Source organism: Rubritalea squalenifaciens DSM 18772 (assembly GCF_900141815.1).
GTDB classification, from domain to species: domain Bacteria; phylum Verrucomicrobiota; class Verrucomicrobiia; order Verrucomicrobiales; family Akkermansiaceae; genus Rubritalea; species Rubritalea squalenifaciens.
Window position 1 is genome coordinate 1,039,246 of record NZ_FQYR01000003.1, and the last position, 13,492, is coordinate 1,052,737.

Here is a 13,492-nt window from a genome sequence, read left to right on the forward strand (position 1 = left end):
TGTCTAACCGCCAAGATAGCTCATCTCGGCCTTTTTCGGAATCTCTTTCATGCCAGCCCTTTCTTCAGAATAGCGGTCCACCCTGACTGACCATATGGCAGCCAGCTGCGTGGCCAGAGCCTCATCATCAAATCCACCCCGCACCAGCGCCTTCACATCATGCCCCACTGAGGCAAAAAGGCAGGTAAACAAATGTCCATCAGCAGAGAGACGTGCACGGTTACAATCACGGCAGAACGGTCGAGTTACCGAGCTGATAAACCCGACTTCGAAACCATCGACTCCCGGCAAATGGAACCTCTCGGAGGTTTCACCCAGTTTAGGGTCGCAGACCGCCTGCAGCGGATAGACTTGTTTCAACTGAGCCAACAAATCAGCCGTAGGCATCACTTCATCCAGCTTCCAGCGGTTGGCATTGCCTGTATCCATGTACTCAATAAAACGTACCGGAATTTGACGCTCACGGGCAAAGGCTGCCAGCTTGGGTACTTCCCCCTCATTGACACCTTTCTTCACTACCGCGTTTATCTTCACCCCAAGCCCCACAGCGAGCGCAGCATCGATTCCCTCGACCACACGCTCCACCTTGGCCCCTACGCCATTCATGGCTCCGAAAATATCCTGATCCATCGCATCGAGAGAGACGGTCACTCTCTGCAATCCAGCCTTCTTCATCTCCTCCGCCTTGGCTGCCAGCAAGACACCATTGGTCGTCATGGCGAGATCTTCCACGCCTTCAATCTCCGCAAGCTTCCTCACCAACACATGAAGGTCTCTCCTAAGCAGCGGTTCACCGCCAGTCAGACGCAACTTTCTCACGCCCATACTTACAAAGACCTTGGCCAGCCGCTCGACTTCCCCAAAGCGAAGAATCTCATCCTTCGGCAGAAACTCGTACCCGGCTCCAAAGACCTCAGCCGGCATGCAATAGCGACAGCGGAAATTACAACGGTCCGTCACGGAGATCCTCAAATCCCGTAATTGCCGTCCCAGCTTGTCCTGTACTTCCTGCACTTCATGTCAATTAACCACCCCATCCCCAACAAGCAAACCCATATCTAGACACCAACTGCATGCCTGCTTTGGCACTTGAAACTTCCCCTCTCTGGCAGGAAGCTAAAGGAGTGCTGCCACTGATCTCCATGGAGGAGGCTGAAAGCCTCATACTTAGCTCGCTCGAACACCTTCCAGCCGAACACATTAACGCGGATCAGGCGTATCAGCGCGTGTTGCGGCACCCCATTTTCGCTGACCGCCCGGCTCCCCCCTTCGACCGTGTCATGATGGACGGCATCGCCATCCATTCATCATCCACATCGAAAAGTTTCATCATCTCCGGCACCCAGGCTGCGGGCGCTCCAGCCCTCCACCTGATCCAGCCCGATCATTGCCTTGAAGTCATGACAGGAGCCCCGCTGCCGAGTGGCACCGATACCGTCATCCCCGTGGAGCAAATCGAAGTCTCAGGACAACAAGCCACACTTCTACCAACCACCACTTTCGAACCAGGCCAGTTCATCCACCGCACAGGAAGCGACTGCGCAGCAGACGCCACAGCCCTGCCTGAAGGCATCAAGCTTAGCCCAATGGAACTCGCCATCGCAGCCAGCGTAGGAGCCATGGAAATGAGTGTCTCCAAACTTCCCAGCATCCATCTCCTTACCACGGGTGACGAAGTCATCGATCCGACAGAAACTCCCACAGACTTCCAGATCCGCCGCTCACACCCCTCGGCGCTCATCCCTCTCATCGAGGGCAATAAGCTAGGCAAGGTCAAACATGTGCACTTGGCGGACGACCCGGATGCCATCGACCAGGCTCTCGCACCCTCTCTGGAACAAGCAGATGTACTTATCCTAACAGGAGGCATCTCCATGGGAAAATTTGACTGGGTCGCACCACTTCTGAGAAAGCATCTGGGCGAACCGCATTTCCATGGCGTGGCTCAGCGTCCGGGCAAACCCTTTGCCTATTGGAAAAGCCACGGTTCACCATCAGTCTTTGCTCTACCTGGCAATCCGGTCTCCGTAACAGCCACAGCCACCCGATATCTGCTGCCCGCCCTCATGACCATGCTAGGCATGAAGCCCACTGCACGGCGTGCACCTTTGGCCGGCGATTTTCTCTGGTCTGCACCGCTCACGGGTATCCTTCCCTACACCATGCAGGATGGTTGCATCACACTGCACCCGCCACGAAACTCAGGCGACTACCTGACTCTCGCCGGAAAGCAGGGCTTTGCTGTCGTCTCCGAGCCGAAAAAGCAATATACTGCAGGAACGCTGCTCGACATCTATCCCTTTTTCTAACTTCATCCTCTCCCTCTCATGCTTTCCCATATTGACCCAGAAAACAACCAGCCAGGCATGGTAGATGTCTCCAGCAAGGCAATCACCCAACGCGAAGCTACTGCCGAATCTATTGTCATTCTTGGTGAGGAGATCATGGCTGAACTCGTGGGCGATGACATCCAGACGAAGAAAGGTCCGGTCTTCCAGACCGCCATCATCGCCGGCACCATGGCGGTGAAAAAAACTTCGGACCTCATCCCGCTCTGCCATCCGCTTCCTCTGGAGAAATGCAAGTTCTCGATCGCGCCGCTCCCAGAGCAGCAGGCAGTACGCATCACCTGTACTTGCCTAGTTTCCGGCAAGACAGGCGTGGAAATGGAAGCTCTCACAGGAGCTTCCGTGGCAGCCCTCACCATCTACGACATGTGCAAAGCCATGTCCCACGACATCACCATCAACCAAACCAGGCTCGTCAAAAAGACTGGCGGAAAATCAGATTACGCAGCCCAATGAAAATCGAAACTTCCATCCTTCTGGTCGGTGGCAAGTCCACCCGCATGGGACAGGACAAGGCCTTCCTGACATACCGTAACAACACGCCGGAATACCTCAGGCTTTACGAGATCCTGCACAAGCTCTCCGACCACGTATACCTGTCTCACCCCGGAACTATAGACTACGGTCTCCCATTCATCGCTGATCCAGCCAACGGCCCTTTAGCGGCAATCAATGCAGCTGCAGAGGAAAACGAGGAATCACCATTACTCGTTGTCGCCTGTGACCTTCCACTCTTGGAATGGGAAACTCTGGAGCATCTCATTCGCGAACGTGATCCAAGTGCCGACGCCACAGCCTACCGCAGCAGCATTGACGGACGCCCAGAACCACTCTGCGCCATCTACGAACCTTCCATTTTTCCAAAAATCAAAGCGGCCATTGAGGACAAACACTTCTGCCCTCGCAATCTGCTAGAGGAGTGCAATACCAAGCTTGTGGATCTCATCCGACCACACGCCTTGATGAATGCCAACTCCCCGGCAGACACCTTGGAGATCCGCAGCTTTCTCGAGGACGCTCGCACTTCGAAATCCATTGAGCTTCGCTACTTCGCCCAGCTCAAGGAAATCACTGGCACCGATTCTGAACCCTACCAAACCGAATCAGTCACTCCTTCCGGACTCTACGAAGAGCTGAAAGCCAAGTACCATTTCCCACACAAGCAAAAGCAGCTCATGCTTGCCATTAACGGAGACTTTGCCGACTGGGCGACACCTCTTCAAGAAGGCGACGAAGTCGTCTTCATTCCTCCCGTGGCTGGCGGCTAAGGTTGTTAACTTAAGAAATGCTCAAGAGCCTCGATAGTCCCGAGGCTCCCAATTCCCTCGGCTACATAGCCGCCTTGCTCGCGCACGTGCTCTTTCACCACCTCGTCTGCATTGCCCACGCAGGCAATCATTCCAGCTACATCCGGGTGCAATTTATCGAGGTCATTATGCCCGTCCCCGATCACGAAGACATGCTGCTTGTCCACACCAGCCAGTCGAGCCACCTCCTGTAGAGCTGTCCCCTTGTGATAGTCCACATGACTGAAACGCAGATAGATCGTATTACGCAAGTATCCTAACATCTCATACTTGCCTCGGTGCTTCTCAATATAGTCTACGATCCTCTGCATTTCCTCAATGGTCGTAGAGATCACCCCAGTGTCACCGTTCTCCTCCTCGATCCATTCGGCATCAGTCTCGTAATCAACGAACTCTTCCACCTCCTTCAGGAACTTCTTAGTCTGCCGGTAAAACCTCTTGTGATCTTTGGCACTTTTCTTTTTCCAAGCCTCCACGGGAACCCAGCGACCAAATTGCCCCGGCGTAAAAATCTCCCGCTCCCGTGCCACCAGAAAGTCTGGATAAAACGGAAACTTACCAAAACCAAAGCCATCGATCATCTGCGGCAGTGAGCGGCCCGTATTGATTCCCCAGATCCAGCCCTCCTCACGCAGCTGCTGGACCTTTTCAAAAAAGGCCGGACTCAGCGGCGGATTCTCTGTCGGCACATGCAGCGTCCCGTCAAAATCAAACGAAAGAACTCCTCGAACTTCTTGGGGGTATTCCAAAGCTTCCACAGCCCTAATTGAGACCAGATCTTCGACGGATGCCACATCTTTCTATGTTCGACATAAAAGACACCTAGCCAGGACGGCATGGCAAAGGGGTTCATTTTCAGAAATTTCTGGGTACTACCTTTAATTCCCTAACGCAAGACCCTGTAAGTAGCAGGATTCATCACCTGATATACTTAGCAAAAAGTTATAAAAGTCCTCAGAGCAATACGATTTTGAACCATCAAAACTGAAATCTACAGTCGAACAAACCTCGACACAATAAAGATTCCAATCGTTTGTTCTATCAACTTCAGGAAAATAGTTTTCATACAAATAGTCATATGGGTCTCCAGTCGGAGGATATACTCTAGGCTCAGAGGTATTCGGCCAAGATTCCCATGGTATTTTTTTTTGCACAATTTTTGTTATCTGTGAAAAAATTATGCTGGGGTAATTTTCTCGAATTTTTTGATATAGCTCTTTATTTACGATCAAACTGCCTCTAGACACCAAAATTTTAGGAGTATCTGAACGTGCAACAATTAAAAATCTAGAGTTCGAGTCTCTATTCAATAAACCATGAATCAGGACTGTTCCATAATCTCCCCAAGTACTGTAGCGCCCAAGTGATGACCATAGTATACGATCAATCTTTTTCACCTCATCAGATTCAGATCTTAAATATTCATTTTTTTTGTAAGAGCATCCACTGACTAAAATAGTGAAAGACGTAACTATAGCTAATATGGTCAATAATGATATCTTCATGCTTCTCATCGCGGGAGTATGGTAATAAGCGGTGTCCTCCGTAGTAAGATTCGGCTGCCAACGCCATCGAAGGTATGTTGCGGACGTCGGCGTTGTTCGTGTAGTGATTACCGGAAACAACCTGACCTATGGCTCATGGACAAATTCTAGTTCACCGGTGTAGCACCACACCCACCAGTATCTAACACACCTCAACCACCCCGTCTACCCTCGGTTCCTAATTGGGTATGGTGTATTGGTTCCTCAGATCCAACCATCCTCACGCAGCTGCTGGACCTTTTCAAGAACGGCCAGACTCAGAGGCGGATGCCACATTTTCTAAGTTCACTTAAAGAAGTGCTCCCGGGTGGGACTCGAACCCACAAAACAACCGTAGCTGCCATACGCACGTAACCCCTGCGTCTTCAGTCTGCTCATACAGACCCGGCTGACCATTCGCCTTCCGGGAGTCTTTTTCATTACATCATTCATAAACTAATGGGAATGAATAAGCTCTATACACGCTTCCTCTTTTCGCTTCTCCAGCTCACTACATCCTGCTAAAAAAGATATTTTCTCACGATTTGTCGTCACGTTTGCCGTCCTTAACTGATTTGAAAGATAGAAACCGCGCATGAGTAGCCCCGAAAACCAGATTACCTCAGACTTTATCAGGCTGATCACTGATCATCAGAATGCTCTGAGGGGGCTGATTGTAGCCATGCTACCTGGCTCCCAAGATATCAATGACATTCTCCAAGACACCAATGTCATCCTCTGGGAAAAGCGACAGAGCTACAAAGCAGGCTCAGACTTCAAAGCATGGGCCTATGCCATCGCTAGGATCAAAGTGATGCAGCACTGGGACCAGCGCAAGAGACTCGGCAAAATCCTGCTCAACGAAGAAATCGTCAATGCCGCAGCAGAAATGCGTAGCACTGAGCCCAGCGGTGCAGATGAGATCAAACTCAACGCGCTCAGAAAATGCCTCTCTGCTCTCACCGCTCAAGAACAAGACCTTATCAATGCGCGCTACACGAGTCACGGCGGACTCACGAATTACGCGGAACGCACTCAAAAGTCCGCTGAATCGCTCAGAGCCATTCTCTATCGCACCCGCAAGAAGCTCCGCAAGTGCATCGATAAACGCCTGGACATGAGAGGAGGCCTGGCATGACAACAGAGTGCTTAGTCAATCTGATACAGGATCTCACTGAGGGCATCATTACGCCAGCAGATCTTCAGAGGCTTGAAGCTGAGCTGATGCAGAATCCGGAGGCCATGCAGGTTTATCTGGCTTGGATGGACTTGGATAACTTGCTGCAAATAGAAACTTCGGTCCGTAAACACGCTAGGACTCAAGTCATCCCGATGGAGCGCATCATTCACCGTCAGCGAAGAAAGATGCTCCGTACAGCGTCCCTTGCTGCCGCAGCACTCGTCATCATCGGCCTCGCCATCCTTGCTCTCTTTCATATCCCAGAGAACCCTGATAGCTCGCTGACTTTTAGAACCTCACCAGGTACTCACTTCACGCTCACACACGACGCCTCTGACGAAACTACTCCTGCAGGCATGGTCATGAAAGAAGGATCCCGCCTCAGCCTCAGTCAAGGCACCGTAGAGCTCACCTTCGAATCAGGAGTTAGTTCCATCGTCATGGCTCCGGCGGAAATGACACTACAGTCTGGTAACAAGCTGAAGCTGAACCATGGCTCCGCTTGGTTCCATGTCCCTGAGGGAGCTGAAGGCTTTCAGGTCTCAACTCAAGATCTCGAAATCATCGATCTTGGAACCGAGTTCGGTGTCCATGCTGATCCAGACAATTACGATGAAGTCCACGTGCTCAAAGGCAAAGTCAAAGTCACAACCAAGCGCGTACGCAAAGAATCCGCCATCTTAAGCCTTGGAGAGTCTCGACGTATCGACAGCATAGGACGCCTCAAGGAGATTCCCCCTGCTCCTGAGACATTCCTCACCTCTCTTCCCGATACTCTTCCCTACATCCACTGGAGTTTCGACAAGGTGGAAAACGATGCCTTCCAAGCACAGGGCAACCACCCTGACTTGGAATTGTCCTCCGCGCGCCCCAAACAGGCTGATCTTCAGCCGCTCATTTCAAAAGGCCGTTTTGGTTCAGCCGTGCACTTCACGGGCGTTAAAGGGCAACAGCTACAAACTCAGCTACCCGGTATTGCAGGAGCCGAACCCCGTTCTGTAGCGTGCTGGATACGTACAGATTATGCGCCGGATAAAGGCACCGACATCGCTAGCCTCATCGGTTGGGGCTACTGCCAAAGCGACAGTAAAGACACGCCTGAAAATACCATCTGGACCCTGAAGATCGGACTTGGCGGATATCCGCTCATCGTCGGAGGTCCACATTATGTCGGCACTACGAATCTAGCTGATGGTCAGTGGCACCACCTTGCTTGTGTGATGCATCCACCTGAAACCAAAGACGGCCCCACACGACACACTCTCTACATCGACGGTAAAATCGAGTCTACCAGTACCACCTTCAACACTGAGCGAACTAGGACACTAACAGACCATCCTCTATCTACACGCGTACGAATTGGCGCCAGCATACACCGCCCCGATACCCCCCCGATCGTGTTCAGAGGGGATATTGATGAGGTTTATCTGTTCTACGGAGCTCTCGATGAAGCGACTATTTTAAATCTCTATCAAAGCAACCGCCCTCTTGTTGCACCAAATCCCCTTTCCACCAAGTGACAACTAGTGTGCCACTTGTGATGAAAAACACCAAAAACGCATATACAATGAAACTAACACAAACACTACTCGCATTAACTGCCACACTCAGTGCTGCTAACGCGGCCATCGTATTCACAGATTCTTTTGATTACACCGTTGATAATGCCTTCCTCGCTGAAGGTGGCTGGACTACAGTCATTGATACAGGCAGTGGCTTAGGAGCAAATTCTTCAACTGGTGTCATGTGGGGCAACCCAGGTGCTACTGGTGAGTCAGCACTGGAATACAATTACACCACCACACTGGCGGCAGGTGATGTTATTAGTATGGACGCCACAATCGTTCGCAACACATCTGGTTATATCTATGGCAAGGAAATCATTCTCTGGGATGGTGCTGATTCCGGAACCCGCGTATCCAAAGTGGACGACTCTCAAGCTGGTAACATCGTCACTACAACAAGCTACACGGTGACTCAGGACGACATCAATGCCGGCTTGACCCAAGTCATCTTCAAGTACAGCCACGATGGCAACTGGGGTGAGACCGCTGACGTCACTTTTGACATCGTCTCAGTCCCAGAACCGACCAGCACAGCTTTACTCGGACTCGGAGGTCTAGCTCTCATTTTGCGCCGACGCAGATAAACCTCTAGGAATAGTGTGCATCTTCTGGTGCTCTTAGCGGGAGGGCTTCGTCCTTCCCGCTACTTTTTTATAAGTCACCTGCTTACCACGAGTCGCGGATAGATGATCTTCCTATCCAAACATTGACTCGCACATAGAGCGGCCACTATTCAACCGGCACAGCACGTGGTGTCTCAGGCTCGATGACAGCGCGACCAGGCTCCACTGGAATAGCCTTGCCCGGATCAGGCTCCGCGGGAATAGCTTTGGCTGGTGGCTTGATATTAGGTGGCCCATTGGGCTTTACCAGAATGGCCTTGGGAGGGTTCTCTTTAGGTGCTTCCTCCTCTACTTTCGGTTTGGGTTCCTGCTCTACCGCCTTCTTGACTACTTGGGATTCTCCATCTTGCGGAAGCCCTCTGCGCATCTTGATCTCAACACGGCGATTCAGAGCCTGGGCATTCTCATCCCCTTCAGAGACTAATGGCTGATTCTCACCATAGCCTATCACGATCAAGCGCTCAGGCTCGATACGCATGGCGGTCACCAGCCAGTCTTTCACCGCTTGAGCACGCTTGACGGAAAGTTCATAGTTAAAGTCGTCACCACCTATCAGATCCGTGTGTCCACCAATCCAACAGTTCAGCTTAGGATTCTTATCAATCAGCAGCGCCACTTTTAGCAGACTGTTGCGGGCACTCTCACGTAGGGTAGCTTTGTTGTAATCAAACAAAAGGTCTGAGCCGATCATACCGGTGGCATTCTCCAAGGCGTTTCCGCTCATGTTTGCCATTGTGCTGAGTGGAGTAAATTTATCCAAAGCACCCTTGTCAGCTAGACCGTTGGCGCCTTTCTTCTCCATTTCTTCGTTAAACTTGTCCGGATCATAGATGTCCGCGGACATCTCACCTGGATCGACCACGACCTGACCAACAGCAGCAGGCTGGATAATGTCATCCATTCTGCCAAGATCGCTCATGCTCTCATCAAACTTGGGTCCAGCTATAGGATCCAGACTTTCAGCTAGGTCCGAGCCCTTCATAGCCGGAATTTCCATCTTCACGGTCAAATCAGGCTCCTGAATCGCCGGACTCATATCGATCTCGGTATTCTCCGGAAGGGCCTCCAAGGCCTCGATCTCCTCCAAAAGCTCCCCCGTCACCTCAGGTGTTTCCACGGTCTCCATCTTCGCTTCGGGTATCATCTTCGAGTCGTCAACATTGACTACCCTAACTGGCTCGGTCTGGATTTCCAGCATCTCACCAATGCTGTCCATCACGATCGTCATATTCTTCAGGCCGAAAAACAGGAGAACATGAAGAAGAATCGCCAAGACAATAGCCACACCTACCCATCTCCCGAAGTTTTCTGACTTCGGCAGACTGAATGAAGATCCATGCTTCACATTCCTCCAACTGTATCCGTGGTTTGCCATAGAGCTGTTAACCTAAAAGCGTCACAGGGAGCCGTGTCCGTCTCGCTCTGCTGATGCCTACAAGCTACACCATCCTTTACCCCGATAAAGCCCGAATTCTATCACAAATGCTATTTCTTTCGCACTTAGCTCCCTTGATGGTTAAAAATAGACACCAATGGGCGCAAATTGATGCCATACATGGCTAGATTCACACTTGCGGATGGAAGCTGATCCACTATCACCAAGCCATCATGAAAAAGATTCCTGTAGAAGTTTTCCCAAGCAAAGCAGAAGCTACTAGAAAGCTTGCCGCTGAAACAGCAGAACTCATCCGCTCCAATGACGCCGCTGGCAAGAAAACCGTTCTTGGTCTAGCCACAGGCTCTACCCCGATTGCCTTCTACCAGGAACTGATTCGTCTTCACAAAGAAGAAGGCCTTTCTTTCGCTAACGTGATTTCCTTCAACCTGGATGAATACGCAGGTCTACCTAAGGAGCACAAGGAGTCCTACTGGTACTTCATGCACCAGAACCTTTTCGACCACATCGATATCAAGCCTGAGAACATCAATCTCCCATCAGGTACTGTAGCCGAAGCCGACATTCCAGCTCACTGTGCTGAGTACGAACAAAAGATCAAAGATGCAGGTGGCATCGATCTTCAGATTCTCGGCATTGGCCGCACCGGTCACATCGGCTTCAACGAGCCAGGTTCTCCAAAAAACTCACTCACTCGTGCCATCGAGCTGGATCCAATCACTCGTGAAGATGCAGCTCCTGCATTTGACGGTCTTGAGAATGTTCCTACAGCCGCCATCACCATGGGCTGCGGAACTATCCTCGCTGCTCGCCGAATCGTCCTCATGGCATGGGGTAAGAACAAAGCTCCTATCGTCAACGAAGCCGTGACAGGCCCGGTCAACGACATTGTCTCTGCCTCCTACTTGCAGGAGCACGACAACGCCGTCTTCTACATCGACGAAGAGGCCTCCACAGAGCTTCCTGCTTAAACTCTGTAGCTACAAGATTCTTCTAAAGGCCACGTTGCTCAAGGCAGCGTGGCTTTTTTGCATGCCCGCCACGCACACTGGTTTCATTTACCAACCTTAAATTACAAGGCTACGAACGAATTGTCCCCCATCCACATCCTATAATCAGGTATCCTCCTCATGACTGGCAGATTATCAAAACCAGTTCAATTCATTTCCCAAGACAACACTGCAAGGCTTATTTTCAGGATGTTATGAAAAAACACAACATCCTCCTACCGGCTCTATTCCTTGCTGCCACACCAGCATTTGGAGCCATTACACTTACCAAAGCCGTAGAAGACTTTGATTACATCTACACCATGGATGTAGCTCCTAACAATCAGGATCTCGACAGCAATGGTACAGACGACTGGTGGGACACCGGAGTACCTACAGTCTCCGGCGGCTACGCCACGAACACAGCTGCCGACCAGATTTTCCGTGGTGACTTCACTGACTCTATCTGGAGAAGTGTTGTCTCCGACAATACTGGCACAGTCGCTTGGACCATGGAAATCACCGTTGGTAAAGTTGGCGGCACACAAGGCACCAATGGGTGGTTCGGTATCGCTACAGATGTAGAAGGTCCATCCAGCGCCATCTACATCAAAGATGACCGCATCAGTATCGAACAAGGTGCAGTTGACTTGGACTTCCTCGTCGGTACTGACTTCACCACAGGTTACCACACCGTTCGTATCGCTCACGATGCTGAGGCTGGTGGCTACTACTACTGGGTCAACGGTACTCTACTCAACGACGACACTTCCACTCCGATCGCTCCTGGAAACGGAAGCTTTTCAGGTAGCCAGTCCACCTTCATTGGTGACTATGGTGGAGCAATTAGCGGAGATTACTCCATCGATTCCCTCAGTCTGACCAGTGGCGCCTACGCTGCAGTTGCTGTTCCAGAGCCAAGCACCTCACTACTTGGTGTCATTGGTGTCGGAGCTTTGCTACTGCGCCGCCGCAGAGCCTAATTTCCATCAACTCATCACACTGTTTACATGGATAAGCCACGTTGCCTATAGCAACGTGGCTTTTTCATTACTTAAGATAGTAGCCGGGTAAAAGCTACTGATGAGCACTTGGAGCATGATCTGCTGGTTGCTTGGCAGCCTCACTTTTCTCATAAGCTTTGGCTTGGATCTTAGCCCAGTTATCGCCCTCCCAATAGAGAGGATGTGGTACTTCCAGTACCCAGTCACCGAGTTTCCTTTTCAGCGAATCAGCTTCCTCCAAACGTGCTTTGAAAAGATCATTTTGCTCACCAGGATCTTTGGATAGATCAAATACCCAAGGCAAAGCATTGGCCCGATCAATAATCTTCAGATCCCCTGAGCGCATCATATTCACTCCATGGAATCGCCAGTACAGGTCACGAGGCGCTGGCTCTTTTACCTTGCCTGAGAGCACACCCGCCAGGTCCAGACCGTCTAAGCCATCTTTCTCACTCACACTACCTCCAGCTGCATGGATGAATGTCGGCATCCAATCCAAGGCCGACACAGGGCTATCAACGATTGTTCCTGGAGTAATCACCCCCGGCCAACTGACAAGGAATGGTGTACGTACACCACCTTCAAGTAGAGTCCCCTTAGCAGCCCTCAGTGGAGCATTGCAGGATGAATTACTGCTCGCTCCACCATTGTCACTCATGAACACAACCAGCGTATTCTGATCTACGCCGTTCTCTTTTAAAGACTCTAACAATCGCCCCACACCACGATCAAGCCCATGCACCATAGCACAATAGGTACGGCGTTTTTTATTCTCTATGTGTTCGTAGAGAGCTAGATCTTCCTTGGTTGCCTGCATTGGCGTATGCGGGGCATTATAGCTCATAAAAAGGAAGAATGGCTCGTCCTTGCATTGCTCAATGATCTTGATGCCTGCATCCGTCAAATCATCAGTCAGGTAAGTCACTTCCGGTACTTCACCAAGAGTGGACTGAATCTCTCTAGCCCCACCATTGCCCTTATTTTGCGCGAAATAGTCTCTGCCACCACTCAAGAATCCATGAAATATGTCAAAGCCACGCTGGGCTGGCTGGAACTGCTCTTTTTCCCCCAAATGCCATTTGCCTACCACTGCCGTGGTATAGCCCAAGGCCTTCAAGCGGTCAGCCATAGTCTTTTCCTTCACATTCAAACCATGAAACTCAGGATCCATACCATCCAAGTTCGGACCGAGGTTCATGTCGTTACCGATCATAGCTGGCGACTTCCCAGTCATCAGACCGCAGCGGGAAGGTGCACACACAGGTGCTGCGGTATACCCTTGGGTACAAAGAGCCCCTCCGGCAGCGATGCTATCAATATGCGGTGTCTTGATCTGGGTGCTCCCTGTACAGGAGAGATCGCCTGACCCTAGATCGTCGGCGAGAATAATCAGGAAGTTCGGCTTCTTCGACTCAGCAGTGGCACTGCCCAGATTCAAAGAGATCACAGCCGCCATCGTTGGCAGCGAGAATAAGATGGTTATTAGCTTCATAAAATGGTCACCCTAAGATGACCATTTCGATAGAGTATTACTCAGAGAACTTTATGAAGCTCCGT

Annotated in this window: 13 protein-coding genes; 8 read left to right on the top strand and 5 right to left on the bottom strand. The window is 51.0% G+C overall.

Going from position 1 to position 13,492, the window contains the following annotated elements; all coding sequences use genetic code 11:
• Nucleotides 1–3 precede the first annotated feature (3 nt).
• Complete coding sequence (gene moaA, locus BUB27_RS09770) at nt 4–1,014, bottom strand: GTP 3',8-cyclase MoaA (protein ID WP_143183615.1); 1,011 nt, start codon at nt 1,012–1,014, stop codon at nt 4–6.
• A gap of 59 nt (nt 1,015–1,073) precedes the next feature.
• Here moaA and BUB27_RS09775 point away from each other — a divergent pair, with 59 nt between their 5' ends.
• From BUB27_RS09775 to BUB27_RS09785, 3 genes are read left to right on the top strand one after another with little or no spacing between them, the layout of a single operon-like run.
• Nucleotides 1,074–2,309: a molybdopterin molybdotransferase MoeA gene (locus BUB27_RS09775; protein WP_143183616.1), complete on the top strand. Its 1,236-nt coding sequence runs from the start codon at nt 1,074–1,076 to the stop codon at nt 2,307–2,309.
• A gap of 18 nt (nt 2,310–2,327) precedes the next feature.
• Complete coding sequence (gene moaC / locus BUB27_RS09780; RefSeq protein ID WP_143183617.1) at nt 2,328–2,804, top strand: cyclic pyranopterin monophosphate synthase MoaC; 477 nt, start codon at nt 2,328–2,330, stop codon at nt 2,802–2,804.
• Nucleotides 2,801–3,616, top strand: a complete 816-nt coding sequence (locus BUB27_RS09785) for an NTP transferase domain-containing protein (RefSeq protein WP_143183618.1) — start codon at nt 2,801–2,803, stop codon at nt 3,614–3,616. The genes moaC and BUB27_RS09785 overlap by 4 nt, the downstream gene beginning before the upstream one ends.
• A 5-nt stretch (nt 3,617–3,621) precedes the next feature.
• On the opposite strand, the gene BUB27_RS09790 is transcribed toward BUB27_RS09785, so the two are convergent.
• Entirely contained in the window at nt 3,622–4,449 is an 828-nt protein-coding gene (locus tag BUB27_RS09790; RefSeq protein ID WP_143183619.1) for an HAD family hydrolase, read from the bottom strand.
• A gap of 84 nt (nt 4,450–4,533) precedes the next feature.
• Nucleotides 4,534–5,160 (bottom strand): hypothetical protein, encoded by a 627-nt coding sequence (locus tag BUB27_RS09795; protein WP_143183620.1) that lies wholly within the window; start codon nt 5,158–5,160, stop codon nt 4,534–4,536.
• 613 nt (nt 5,161–5,773) lie between these two features.
• On the opposite strand from BUB27_RS09795, the gene BUB27_RS09800 reads away from it, so the two are divergent.
• The 3 genes from BUB27_RS09800 to BUB27_RS09810 are packed head-to-tail and all read left to right on the top strand — an operon-like array spanning nt 5,774 to nt 8,507.
• Nucleotides 5,774–6,316, top strand: coding sequence for a sigma-70 family RNA polymerase sigma factor (locus BUB27_RS09800; RefSeq protein ID WP_143183621.1), 543 nt, complete (start codon nt 5,774–5,776; stop codon nt 6,314–6,316).
• On the top strand, nt 6,313–7,878 hold the full coding sequence (locus BUB27_RS09805; protein ID WP_143183622.1) for a LamG-like jellyroll fold domain-containing protein: 1,566 nt from the start codon (nt 6,313–6,315) through the stop codon (nt 7,876–7,878). Before BUB27_RS09800 ends, BUB27_RS09805 begins: the two co-directional genes overlap by 4 nt.
• A 47-nt stretch (nt 7,879–7,925) precedes the next feature.
• Nucleotides 7,926–8,507, top strand: a complete 582-nt coding sequence (locus BUB27_RS09810) for a PEP-CTERM sorting domain-containing protein (RefSeq protein ID WP_234991725.1) — start codon at nt 7,926–7,928, stop codon at nt 8,505–8,507.
• A gap of 145 nt (nt 8,508–8,652) precedes the next feature.
• Here the strand turns inward: BUB27_RS09810 and BUB27_RS09815 are convergent, their stop codons facing one another.
• The gene (locus BUB27_RS09815; RefSeq protein WP_143183624.1) at nt 8,653–9,921 is read right to left on the bottom strand and encodes an OmpA family protein; all 1,269 of its coding nucleotides are present in this window, start codon (nt 9,919–9,921) and stop codon (nt 8,653–8,655) included.
• A 233-nt stretch (nt 9,922–10,154) separates the two neighbouring features.
• On the opposite strand from BUB27_RS09815, the gene nagB reads away from it, so the two are divergent.
• Both nagB and BUB27_RS09825 read left to right on the top strand, forming a co-directional pair.
• On the top strand, nt 10,155–10,913 hold the full coding sequence (gene nagB / locus BUB27_RS09820) for a glucosamine-6-phosphate deaminase (RefSeq protein WP_143183625.1): 759 nt from the start codon (nt 10,155–10,157) through the stop codon (nt 10,911–10,913).
• Nucleotides 10,914–11,146: 233 nt separating this feature from the next.
• The gene (locus BUB27_RS09825) at nt 11,147–11,914 is read left to right on the top strand and encodes a PEP-CTERM sorting domain-containing protein (RefSeq protein WP_143183626.1); all 768 of its coding nucleotides are present in this window, start codon (nt 11,147–11,149) and stop codon (nt 11,912–11,914) included.
• Nucleotides 11,915–12,008: 94 nt separating this feature from the next.
• Here the strand turns inward: BUB27_RS09825 and BUB27_RS09830 are convergent, their stop codons facing one another.
• Entirely contained in the window at nt 12,009–13,427 is a 1,419-nt protein-coding gene (locus BUB27_RS09830; protein WP_143183627.1) for a sulfatase, read from the bottom strand.
• Nucleotides 13,428–13,492 lie beyond the last annotated feature (65 nt).

Excerpts from the sequence above, each read along its gene's own strand:
- BUB27_RS09795 (WP_143183620.1), bottom strand. The coding sequence starts at position 5,160 with ATGAAGATATCATTATTGACCATATTAGCTATAGTTACGTCTTTCACT.
- BUB27_RS09810 (WP_234991725.1), top strand. The coding sequence starts at position 7,926 with ATGAAACTAACACAAACACTACTCGCATTAACTGCCACACTCAGTGCT.
- BUB27_RS09800 (WP_143183621.1), top strand. The coding sequence starts at position 5,774 with ATGAGTAGCCCCGAAAACCAGATTACCTCAGACTTTATCAGGCTGATC.
- moaC (WP_143183617.1), top strand. The coding sequence starts at position 2,328 with ATGCTTTCCCATATTGACCCAGAAAACAACCAGCCAGGCATGGTAGAT.
- BUB27_RS09830 (WP_143183627.1), bottom strand. The coding sequence starts at position 13,427 with ATGAAGCTAATAACCATCTTATTCTCGCTGCCAACGATGGCGGCTGTG.
- nagB (WP_143183625.1), top strand. The coding sequence starts at position 10,155 with ATGAAAAAGATTCCTGTAGAAGTTTTCCCAAGCAAAGCAGAAGCTACT.
- BUB27_RS09775 (WP_143183616.1), top strand. The coding sequence starts at position 1,074 with ATGCCTGCTTTGGCACTTGAAACTTCCCCTCTCTGGCAGGAAGCTAAA.
- BUB27_RS09825 (WP_143183626.1), top strand. The coding sequence starts at position 11,147 with ATGAAAAAACACAACATCCTCCTACCGGCTCTATTCCTTGCTGCCACA.
- BUB27_RS09815 (WP_143183624.1), bottom strand. The coding sequence starts at position 9,921 with ATGGCAAACCACGGATACAGTTGGAGGAATGTGAAGCATGGATCTTCA.
- BUB27_RS09805 (WP_143183622.1), top strand. The coding sequence starts at position 6,313 with ATGACAACAGAGTGCTTAGTCAATCTGATACAGGATCTCACTGAGGGC.
- BUB27_RS09785 (WP_143183618.1), top strand. The coding sequence starts at position 2,801 with ATGAAAATCGAAACTTCCATCCTTCTGGTCGGTGGCAAGTCCACCCGC.